Source organism: Pseudomonas sp. MSSRFD41 (genome assembly GCF_014230245.1).
GTDB classification, from domain to species: Bacteria; Pseudomonadota; Gammaproteobacteria; order Pseudomonadales; family Pseudomonadaceae; genus Aquipseudomonas; species Aquipseudomonas piscis.
Window position 1 is genome coordinate 142874 of sequence record NZ_JACKZK010000017.1, and the last position, 10731, is coordinate 153604.

At 66.4% G+C, this 10731-nt stretch carries 3 protein-coding genes; 2 read left to right on the plus strand and 1 reads right to left on the minus strand.

The window, feature by feature from the left end; genetic code table 11:
• Nucleotides 1–141 precede the first annotated feature (141 nt).
• Nucleotides 142–2139: an ACP S-malonyltransferase gene (gene fabD / locus H7A76_RS23080; protein WP_185700648.1), complete on the plus strand. Its 1998-nt coding sequence runs from the start codon at nt 142–144 to the stop codon at nt 2137–2139.
• Nucleotides 2140–2165: 26 nt separating this feature from the next.
• The gene (locus H7A76_RS23085; protein WP_185700649.1) at nt 2166–9137 is read left to right on the plus strand and encodes a GNAT family N-acetyltransferase; all 6972 of its coding nucleotides are present in this window, start codon (nt 2166–2168) and stop codon (nt 9135–9137) included.
• 109 nt (nt 9138–9246) lie between these two features.
• Here H7A76_RS23085 and H7A76_RS23090 read toward each other — a convergent pair whose 3' ends face one another.
• Nucleotides 9247–10179 carry an NAD-dependent epimerase/dehydratase family protein gene (locus H7A76_RS23090; RefSeq protein WP_185700650.1) on the minus strand — a complete coding sequence of 311 codons (933 nt, stop codon included), beginning with the start codon at nt 10177–10179 and terminating at the stop codon, nt 9247–9249.
• Between the last annotated feature and the right edge of the window lie 552 nt (nt 10180–10731).

Below are 10731 nucleotides of genomic sequence, written 5' to 3' on the forward strand. Positions count from 1 at the left end.
AAAGCTGCAAAGGGCTTCGCCACAGCAGCATAGAGGTGATAGCCAAGATGCCGAGGATTTTTTCTCACGGCCCCGAGCCGTTCCGGATCGGCTCCTATACTGCGAGCCGTCATTATCGCAATTCATTTCAGGATGAAATTCATGCCTTATCTTTTCCAGGGACAGAAGTCTTGCGTGGTGTTCATGTTTCCCGGCCAGGGCTGCCAGTTCTACCAGATGGGTCGCGAGCTCTATCAGAACAACCTGCGGTTCCAGCACTGGATGAACGAACTCGATAGCCTGGTGCGCGCCGAACTGGGCCAGTCGGTGGTCGCCACGATCTACCACGACAGCCATCCACGCTCCCAGGTGTTCGATGACATCCGCCTGAGCCACCCGGCGATCTTCATGGTCGAGTACGCGTTGGGCCGGACCCTGGCCGAGCAGGGCGTCAAGCCTGACCTGCTGCTGGGCGCCAGCCTCGGGGAACTGGCCGGCGCCGCGCTGGCCGAGATCATCGCGCTGCCCGAGGCGGTGCGCCTGGTGGTGCGCCAGGGGCAGTTGTTCCACCAGCAGCAAGGCGCAACGGGCACTGGCGCGATGCTGGCGATCCTGGCTCCACAGTCGCTGTTCCAGGAACTGCCGGCGTTGCACGAGCACTGCGATATCGCCGCCTACAACGCCCCCTCGGTCATGGTGGTGGCGGGTCCGGCCAGTGCGATCGCCGAGGCCGAGCGCCAGCTCAATGCCCGGGACGTGGTCTACCAACGCTTGCCGGTGAACCAGGCCTTTCACTCGCGGCATATCGACTTTCTCAAGCCCGAGGTCGACGCCCTGTTTCGCCAGGTGGCCTGGCAACCGGCACAGACCCCGGTGGTTTCCTGCCACAGCGGCCAGGTCCTGGAGCGGCTGGACGGCGACCACTACTGGCAGAGCATTCGCCAGCCGATCCGCTTTTCCCAGACCCTGGCACAGCTCGAGCAGCAAGCCGCCGAGCGCGGCGAGTCGATGATCTACCTCGACCTCGGGCCCAGCGGCACCCTGGCCAACCTGGTCAAGCAGAACCTGCGCGAGCGCTCCTTGCCGCGGACGATCGCGGTGTTGAGCCCGTTCGGCCGTGACCTGGAGAAGTTCGACGAGGCCCTGACCCTGGGCCGTGCCTTGCAGCCGTTGCCGACCGCCATCCAGCCGGGCATGGCGGCGGCACCATCGGTGCAGGCACCGCTCGACATCCCGCGGCAAGCGGCCGTCCTGTCCCCGCCACCACGGCTGGTCCAACGACCCTCGACGCCATTGCCATCCGGCCCCAAGCGTGTGTACCTGTTTCCCGGGCAGGGTTCGCAACGCCTGGGCATGGGGGCGGAGCTGTTCGAGCAGTTCCCCGACCACCTGGCGCAAGCGGACCAGGTCCTCGGTTATTCGCTCAAGACCCTGTGCCTGGAAGATCCCGAGCGCCAGCTGTCCAACACCCGGTTCACCCAGCCGGCGCTCTATACCGTCAGCGCCCTGGCATTCCTGGCCAGGCAGCAGGCCGATCCGCGCAAGCCCGACTTCCTGGCCGGCCACAGCCTGGGTGAATACTGCGCCTTGTTCGCCGCCGGGGCATTCTCCTTCGAGACCGGCCTGAAACTGGTGAAAAAACGTGGCGAGCTGATGGCGCTCGCCACCGGAGGCGGCATGGCGGCGGTCATCGGCCCGAGCCCCGATGAGGTCCAGGCGTTGTTGAACCGTCATGCCCTCGGGGCCCTGGACATCGCCAACTACAACTCACCGTCCCAAGTGGTGCTGGCCGGTCCTGTGGTGGCGCTCAGCGAAGCCAAGGAGATCTTCCAGGCGCAGGGCATCACCTTCGTCGAACTGCCGGTCAGCGCGCCTTTCCATTCCCGCTACATGGACAGTGCCATGCGCGCCTTCAGTCACTACCTGGCGACCTTCGATTACCGGCCGCTGCAGACCCCGGTCATCGCCAACGTCAACGCCGCGCCTTATCGCGATGGGGAAGTGGTGGACAACCTGTCCCGGCAGATCTGCGGCTCGGTGCGCTGGCTCGAGAGCATGCAATACCTGATGCGCCAGGGGGCGCTGGAGTTCGAGGAGCTGGGACCGGGCGAGGTTCTGACCAAGCTGGTCAAGGCCGCGCGCAACACCGCCTTATCGTGATCGCACCTAGCCCAGGATGCCTTGTCATGGAACCGACGACCAATGCCACGCTGACCGACCAGCTGTTGTTCATCGCCAGTGTGCTGGCCCTGGAAAGCCGCCAGCTGATTTCCGCCAGGGGCATCAACCAGACGTTCGGCTTTGCTGAATTCACCGATGCGGCCTCGGTCAACGCCGGTCCGTTGCGAGTGATCTTCGATGCCCTCGAAGGTTGCGGCTGGTTGAGCCAGGCGAGCGATGATCAGTATTTTTTCAAGGCCCCGGCATCGGCCATCGCCTCGCTGCCCAGCCAGGCCAGCCAGCTGTTCTCCTGGCTGGCGCCAGAGCTACCGCTAGCCGCAGAGCTATCGCCGGCAGGCCCCTGGCTGGAACTGGCGGCGCTGGACTGGAACCTGCATTGCCCGGTACTCCGCCAGGGCCTGGACCAGTTGCTGGCGCTGGGGCTGCTACAGCGGTTGCAATGCAACGCAGGAATCGATGTCGACAGCGGCCGGGTCGATCCTGGACGCCTGGCGGCCGGGCCGACGGACCCCGACGCCCGCCGCCGGTTGAGTGATTTCCTGCGGGGCCAGCGCTGGATTCGCCGGGAGGAACGCCATCTGGTGCTCGCCCCCGAGCGCCGAACACTGCTGGCCGAACTATTGAGCCAACCGTTCCTGGCCTATTTCGCCAGCTTGCCCGCCATGGTCGAAGAGCTCCTGTTCGGCCAGGGGGAGCGCTGGGCACAGGCGCTGCAATGGCTCCAGCAGGCAGGCGAGCAATACGCCTGGCCGGGAGATCGATCGACGCTGGAGCTGCTGTTGGGCCCGCTTTTCGATGCCCAGCCAGTGTCTGCCCAGGCGCAGTGGGTCGTCAGCCTGGGTCGCTCCCCCGCAGGCACCCTGGACCAGCTGGAGTACTGGGTACGCCAGCATACCGCTCGGGGCCGGGCCCTGGAGCACCACCCACTGCGATGGCTGGAGCTGGACCGCGCCTTGGCCGATGAACCGCAGGCGGTGCGCCAACAACTACAAGAGGCAGGCGTACCGGGTGATGCGCGGATTCTGTGGCTGGGTATCGGCCAGCAGAACCTGCTGCCACCCCAAGCCTCGACGCCGCGCCCGCCGTCCCTGGTGCCACGGCGTCATTACCTGGACCTCGCCGGGCAGGCGGTGGATGGCGCCGCGGTGCTGGCCAGCCTCGACCGTTCGGCCGCAGGCCTGGCGATGCTGACTGGCGAGCAGTGGCTGGTACTCAGTGACAGCCACTGGTACCCGGGCGACCACTGGGCCGGCAACCTTGCCTGCCACTATCCGGTCGAGGCCGCGCACTACCTGATGGCGCTGGCCGGAGCCGGGCTGTTCGCCGAGCCGGGCATGCTCCACAAGCTCCCCCAGGGTGGCCTCGGTTGCTGCGCCACCAGCGGTTGCTACAAGCGACGCGAGTATCGTGTCCGCCATGCCGCCCCGGGGGACATGGGCGCCTTGCTGGAGCTCGAACAGGCTTGCTGGCCAGCAGGCGGGCGAGTCGATGAAGCGATCCTGCGGCGTCGCTTGCGCCAGGATCCTGCGGGGCAATTGGTCCTGGAGCTCGGCGGGCAGGTGGTGGGCGTGATCTATTCCCAGCGCCTCTTGCGCATCGAGGACTTGGCCACGGTCAACTTCGCCACCGTCGACCAGCTGTTCCACGGCAAGGGCAGCATCGTGCAGATCCAGAGCCTGAATATCTTGCCGGCGCACCAGTACAGCGGCTATGGCGACCAGTTGCTGGAGTTCATGCTGCAATACTGCACGCTGCAAAACGGCGTGGACACGGTGGTCGGCGTGACCCGTTGCAAGGACTATCCCCGCCACCGGCACCTGGCCCTGGCCGACTATATCCAGGCACGTGACGAGCGAGGAGGGCTGCTGGATCCGATATTGCGCTTCCATGAACAGCACGGTGCGCGGATCGAGAAACTGGTTGCTGGCTACCGGCCCGCCGATGCCGACAACGCCGGCCATGGCGTCCTGGTGCGCTATCACCTGGCTGGCCGCCAACGCCAGCAACCGCAACCCGTGACGCCACGGCTCGAACAACCGGGTATCACGCCCGAAGTCGCCGTGCGCCAGGCGCTCAACCGTTGTCTGGGGCAGGCACCGGAGCGACCCGTATCGGCGCAGCACAGCCTGATGGAGCTGGGGCTGGATTCGGCGGACCTGCCAGGACTCGGCGAAGCGCTGGGCAGGGCTTTCGGCCTGGTCCTGGAGCCGAGCTTTTTCTTTCGCTACAACAACCTCGGGAAAATTCTCGACGCCGTGCAGGAGCGCCTGGGCGGCCCTGCATCGCCAGGGGCCGAAGTGCAGGCGGCCCACCTCGCCCCGGCGTCCCAACCGCCAGCGCTGTCCGCCACCCCAGAGGACGACTTTGCCGTGGTGGGCATCAGCGGTTCCTTTCCCGGTGGCGGACTGGAAGGTTTTTACGCCGCCATTCACAACGGCACCAGCCAGCTTCGCGAAGTACCGCCCGAACGCGGCATGGCCGGGCCTGTGGCCGGCTACATCGACGGTATCGAATATTTCGACCCCGGGTTTTTCTCTATCTCGGCGGCGGAAGCCGCGCTGATGGATCCGCAGCAGCGTCTGCTGCTGCAACATGCCTGGCTGGCCCTGGACGATGCGGCGATCAGTGCCGCGGATTTTGCCCGGCAGCCGACAGGGGTGTTCATAACCGCCGCCCCGAGCCAATACCCTGAAGTCGTCGAGGTGCCCCGTAGCAGCCCGTACCTGCTGACGTCTTCTGCGCCGTGCATGTACGCCAACCGGATTTCCTGGTTCCTCGACCTGCGTGGCCCCAGCGAATACTGCAATACCGCTTGCTCGTCGGCGCTGGTAGCCGTGCACCGGGCCATGCAGGCAATGCGCAGCGGCGAGTGCCGGCAGGCGCTGGTGGGCGCGGTGAACCTGCTGTTGTCCGCGGATGAAACCGCGGGCTACCGGCAAATGGGCTTGCTCAGCGAGCAGGCGCAGACCCGCTCGTTCCAGGCTGGGGCCGATGGTTACGTGCGCGCCGAGGGGGTCGGCGTGCTGCTGCTCAAGCCACTGGCCGACGCGCTGCGCGACGGTGATCGGATTCACCTGAAGATCAAGGGCAGCGGCGTGAGCCATGGTGGCCACGGCATGTCCCTGACCGCACCGGATCATGACGGCATGCAAGCGGCGATGGTCGCTGCCTATCGGCGCGCCGGGGTCAAGCCCCAGACCCTGGGCTACGTAGAAGCCCATGGCACCGGTTCGGCATTGGGCGATGCGATTGAGATCGACGCGCTACAGGCGGCCTACCGAGAGCTGGGAGACGGACAAGCGGTCGTCGCGCCCTGGCATCTGAGCAGTTTGAAGCCGTTGATCGGGCACTGCGAGCTGGCTTCGGGCATGGCGGCACTGTTCAAGGTGATCGATGCGTTGCGCCAGCGGCGGTTACCGGGAATTCCTGGCTATGGCCAACCCAACCCGGCGATCAGCCTCGATCCGCAACTGTTGTCGCTCAGTGCACAGCACCGGCCATGGCCGGCCATGCGCGATGCTCGTGGGCAGGAGCTGCCTCGTCGGGCAAGCATCAACAGCTACGGTTTCGGCGGAGTCAACGCCCACTTGGTGGTGGAGGAGCCTGACGTCCAGCCGCGCCCCCCTGGCCTGGCTCATGGCCCGCAATTGATCCTGCTGTCGGCGCAGGATGGGCAACGCCTCAGGGAACAGGCCGCCTTGCTTGGGCAGGCCATCGAGCGCCAGCCGGAGCTGGACCTGGCCGACATCGCCTATACCTTGCAAGTGGGGCGCACCGCGATGGTTTGCCGCTGGGCCAGCCAGGTGCAAAGCATCAGCGTCTTGCGGCATCAGCTCGACGCCCTGGCCCGGGGGCTGGGCGATTCTCCGGTGCGGGTCGAGGAGGTGCCGCCAGGCAACCACGCCTCGCTCGACCAGGCCCTGGCGACGGCGGACCTCGGCGCCCTGGCCGCTGCCTGGTTGCAAGGGCGCAGCGTGCCTTGGCAGCAACTGCAGCGCCCACAGCCGCCGCGGCGCGTCGGTCTGCCCGGCTATGCCTTCGCCCGGCAGCGCCATTGGCTGCCGCCGCGCCTGGCGGCGCCCACGCGCCCCGCGGACCCTTGCCGGCAGCCGGGCCGGGACCTGCGCCAGATCCTCGCCCAGGTGCTGGGTTGCGACCCGCAGGCGCTGGCCGGGTGCGAGGCGCGCAGCCTGGCCAGCCTGGGGCTCGACTCGCTGGGGGCGGTGGGCCTCAAGGCCAGGCTCGAACAGCAGTTGCAGGTAGCGGTCCCCCTGGCCCAGCTCAGCCCGTACCTGAGCCTTGGCGAGGTCGAGGCTTACCTGGCGACGCTGGACCACGATGGCGAGCAAGGACTGCTGCCGGTGTTGCAGGCCGAGCCCGAAGCCGCCTGCCAGCCGTTTGCCCTCAACGATATCCAGCAATCGTTCTTGTCGGGGCGCATGCTCCTGGCCGAGGCCGAGCGGGTCGGTTGCCATATCTACCTGGAGTTCGACTGGCCGGAACTGGACGTCTACCGCCTGGAGCAGGCGTGGAACCGACTCCTGGCGCAGCATGACGCACTGCGTTTGAAAATGCTGGACGATGGCCGCCAGCAGGCCGGTCCGGCACTGCCATATCGCTTCAAGGTCCGCGACTTGCGCCGCAGTGCCAGCGCCGAGCGCGAACGCTCGCTGATGGCCTTGCGCGCATCGATGTCGCACCAGCTCTACCAGGTGGGCCAGGAGCGTTTGTTCACTATCGCGGTATCGCTGCTGGACCAGGGGACCAGCCGGGTCCACCTGAGCATCGACGAGTTGATCGTCGATGCCACCTCGCTCGAAGTGCTCTTGCAGCAATGGCTGCTGGTTTACCGGGAGCCCGCGGCCGTCCTGCCTGGGCAGGGCCTGACGTTCCGTGATTATCAATTGGCCCTGGACGCCTTCAAGACATCGCCGCGCTACCAGCGGGACCTGCGGTACTGGGTTGACAAGCTGGCCCAACTGCCGGCGGGTCTGTACCTGCCCAAGGCTCCGGGGCCTGCCGGTCGTCATCGCCGTCGCCTGGTCCGAACCCTGGACCGCGAACGCTGGCGGCGCTTGAAGGAGCAGGGCGCGGCGCTGCAGGTTTCCGGCAGCGCGTTGCTGCTTGGGCTGTTCGGCCTGGTCCTGCAGCAAGCCAATGCCGGGCAGGGCTTTTCCCTGATATGCACCTGCTACGGCCGGCTACCCCTGCATCCGGATATCGATAGCCTGGTGGGGCCACTGATCTCGACCCAGCTGTTTTCCTTTGCCGCGGCGCAAGGACAGGACCTGGCGCAATGGCTGCAACAAGCGCAGCGCCAGTTGCTGGAGGACCTTGACCACGGCTGTGCGGGCAGCGTTGCCGCGCTGCGCGAGGCTCGGCGTGCCGAGGGCCAGGGGCCGCGATTCAACGGAGCGGAGGTGGTCTTCACCTCGATGCTCAACAATCCGGCGATCGGTGGAGCCCCGGGGTTTGCCGACGCCCAGCACTACTGCGTGACCCAGACCCCACAGATCAACCTCGATCACCAGCTGCGCGAGCGTGCCGGGGTGCTGGAGTTCAGCTGGGATGTGGCCATCGATTGCTACCCCGAAGGAATGCTCGAGAAGTTGTGCGAGGATTACTGCCAACTGCTGGCCCGCCTGGCCGATACCGATGTCGGGTGGAAGGCATTGCCGGTGAGCGAACTGCTTGCCGTCACGCCGTTTCAAGTGCTTCCAGTCGCAGCGTCCGGGCGCCCCTTCGCCTTGACCGATCAGCAGCAGGCCTATGCCTTCAATCGCACCTTGCACCCGGGCCAAGGCAACGCGCAGCTGTATTGCGCTCTGGCGATCGACGACCTTGACGTTGCGCGGCTGGGCCGTGCCTGGCAGCAACTGGTGGCCCACCATCCGATGCTGCGTACGCGCGTCCTGGCCAATGGCACCCAGCAGGTGCTGGAGCCGGCGCCTTCGGCGCAACTGGAGCTGGAGCCGCACGGCCCGGAGGGCGACGCTCGACGCATCGCCGAACGGCTGCTGGGACAAGTGACTGCGCTGGGCGACTGGCCCCATGCCTGGCTGCGGGTGAGCCCCCTGGACGGTGGTTGCCAGGGGGTGCACCTGGCGGTGGACTTGCTGCTTATCGACCTGCCCAGCCGCAACCTGCTGCTGCGCCAGTTGCTCCAGCTCTACCACGGCCAGCCTCTGGCGCCGTTGAACATCGATTTTGCCGGGTATGTCGCGGCGCTCGAAGGCTACAAGCGCACGCCGGCGGCAGGACCGGCCTTGGCCTACTGGCAGGAGAAGTTCCGGCACCTGCCGTCCGGGCCGCCGCTCGACGATGGCGGCGCCGGCGGTGTCGCGCACCTGGAGTACGAACACTGCCTGGCCTGCTGGCCAGCCCTGCGCACGCGTATCCACCGGGCAGGGATCTCGGCCGATGCCTTGTTGATCGCCGTCTATGCCCGAAGCATCGCCAGGCACGGTTGGCCCGCGCCATTCACCCTGGTGGCCCCGGGCTGGCAGAGACCGGCGGCGCACCCGCAGGTGGACGCCCTGGTGGGTGACTTCACCACATTGAGCTGGGTCGACTTTGACGATCGCCCGGCGACGCTGCTTGAGGAGGCCCGGCGTTGCGAGCGGATCTTCGCCGAGGATCGCCGGCATGCCTGCGTCAGTGGCTTGCAGGCCCTGCGCAAGATGGCGACGAATCGCCAGTCGGCGCGCAAGCTGGAGTTCCCGGTGGTGTTTACCCGGCTGGATCCGCAAGGTCCCCTCGGACTCCCCGAAGGGGCGACCCTCGTGAAGAGTGCCAGCCGCACCCATGGGGTGGCGCTGGACAACCTTAGCAGCGAGTTGCCGCAAGGCTTGCTGATCCATTGGGACCTGGCGCCCGGGCGCATGGATCCTGCACGGGTGACGGCGATGTTCGCCGACTACTGTCGCCTGCTGGAGCGCCTGGCTGGCGATGACCAGGCCTGGTACGAGCCAGGTTGAGCCCGCGCTAGGCTGTTGGCGGTGCGAGCTGCGTTGGCTACCGTAATCTTCGCGTGAAGAGCTGGGCCGAGCTGGCGAACCCGGGGCCGCCGCCCACTGGCAGGCACCGCTAGCGGGCGCCGTGTCGGCCCAGCACCTGCTCCAGTCCCCGGCGGTAGGTAGTGACCTGGAACTCGGGGAAGCGCTGCTTGAATTTCGACGAATCGAACAGGTTGTCGTATTCGTAGCGCGGCAGCAGTTCGCGCAGCTCGCGGACTTGGCTGGAAACCAGGCCGGCGGCCAGCAGGGTCCACTTGCCCAGAACCTTGTAGGAGGGCGCCTGGCCCAGCACTTGCGCGGCCAGGCCAACCAGTTCCTTGTAGGTCAGGCGCTGATCGTCGCAGGGCAGGTGCCAGGTCTGCCCATAGGCATCCGCGGTATTGCCGAGCAGCCCCAGGGCGCGGCTGGCGTCGGGGGTCCAGATCAGCGTGCGCCTGGTGTCGTCGCGCACCGGCACCCGCGGCGTCTTGCCCGCCTTGAGGTTATCCAGCACCAGGCTGTTGGTGATGCTCTGGGTCTTGCCGGGGCCATAGAACTCCGGCGCCCGGCCGATCAGCACCGGAATGTCGCCGCTGGCCATTTCCTGCAGCACCATGGAGGCCATGGCCGCCCGCACCTGGCCCTTGCGGCCGACGGGCTGGAAGGGGGCGTCCTCGGTGAGCAGCCGGTCGTTCTGCGGGTACATGTAGGTGTTGTCGAAATAGACGAACTTGGCATTCGCCGCGCGCGTCGCTTGGAGGGCATTTTTCAGCATCAGTGGGAATTGCTGCTCCCACAGGCGAGTGTCCGGCGGCAGGCCGGCGGTGAAATACACGATGCTGCTGCCCTTGATGGCCTTGGCGGCCTGGTCGGCATCCAGCAGGTCGGCTGGTAGCAAGGTGTCGGACGGATTGACCTTGGCCGGGTTGCGACTGACCAGCCGCAGCTCATCGGTATGGCTGCTGGACAGTTCTCGCGCCAGCTCCACGGCGATCTGCCCACTGGCTCCCAATATGGTTTGCATGCTGTGTCCTTGAGTCGTTGAAGAAGTCGCGGGCCAACCTCGTCTGGCCCATTGAGCTTAGCGAATCCGCGTTCGCTTGCCGGCCCGGGGGCTTGGCCGAGGTCGACAGGCGAATCGAAAGGCCATGGTTGCGCGGCCACGGGGCAACCTTAAGTTTAAAGTTATCTTTAAGGTCAAGCGATTATCCGGCGCTGAAAACTGCCGCCGCCGCCCCCCCGGTACCCGCTGCCGTACCGGCCAGCAAAGGCCCGGAAATCCGGGGCATGGTCAGGTGCGACAAGCCGGCTGTCGGAGTTCGGGCGCCGAGCGCAGGCGCAGGTCCTGGAATGTCTGTTCATCGGATTTCGACAGTCGCAATTGGCGCTATCCAATGAGCTGACTAGGCTTTTTTCTACTTCTGGTGCCTGCCCACGCACAGGCCCCACCGCTCGAACCTGGCGTCGACCAGCGACGCTGGAACCGCGACTGCTTTGCGTGCGGGAAAGGCAATTCTTGTCAGGAGAACAAGACATGAACTCTACCAGGGACGGTGCGTATCACATCTTTGGCGTC

Bases quoted from the DNA above. Each gene is read 5' to 3' on its own strand.
- fabD (WP_185700648.1), top strand. From the start codon at position 142: ATGCCTTATCTTTTCCAGGGACAGAAGTCTTGCGTGGTGTTCATGTTT.
- H7A76_RS23085 (WP_185700649.1), top strand. From the start codon at position 2,166: ATGGAACCGACGACCAATGCCACGCTGACCGACCAGCTGTTGTTCATC.
- H7A76_RS23090 (WP_185700650.1), bottom strand. From the start codon at position 10,179: ATGCAAACCATATTGGGAGCCAGTGGGCAGATCGCCGTGGAGCTGGCG.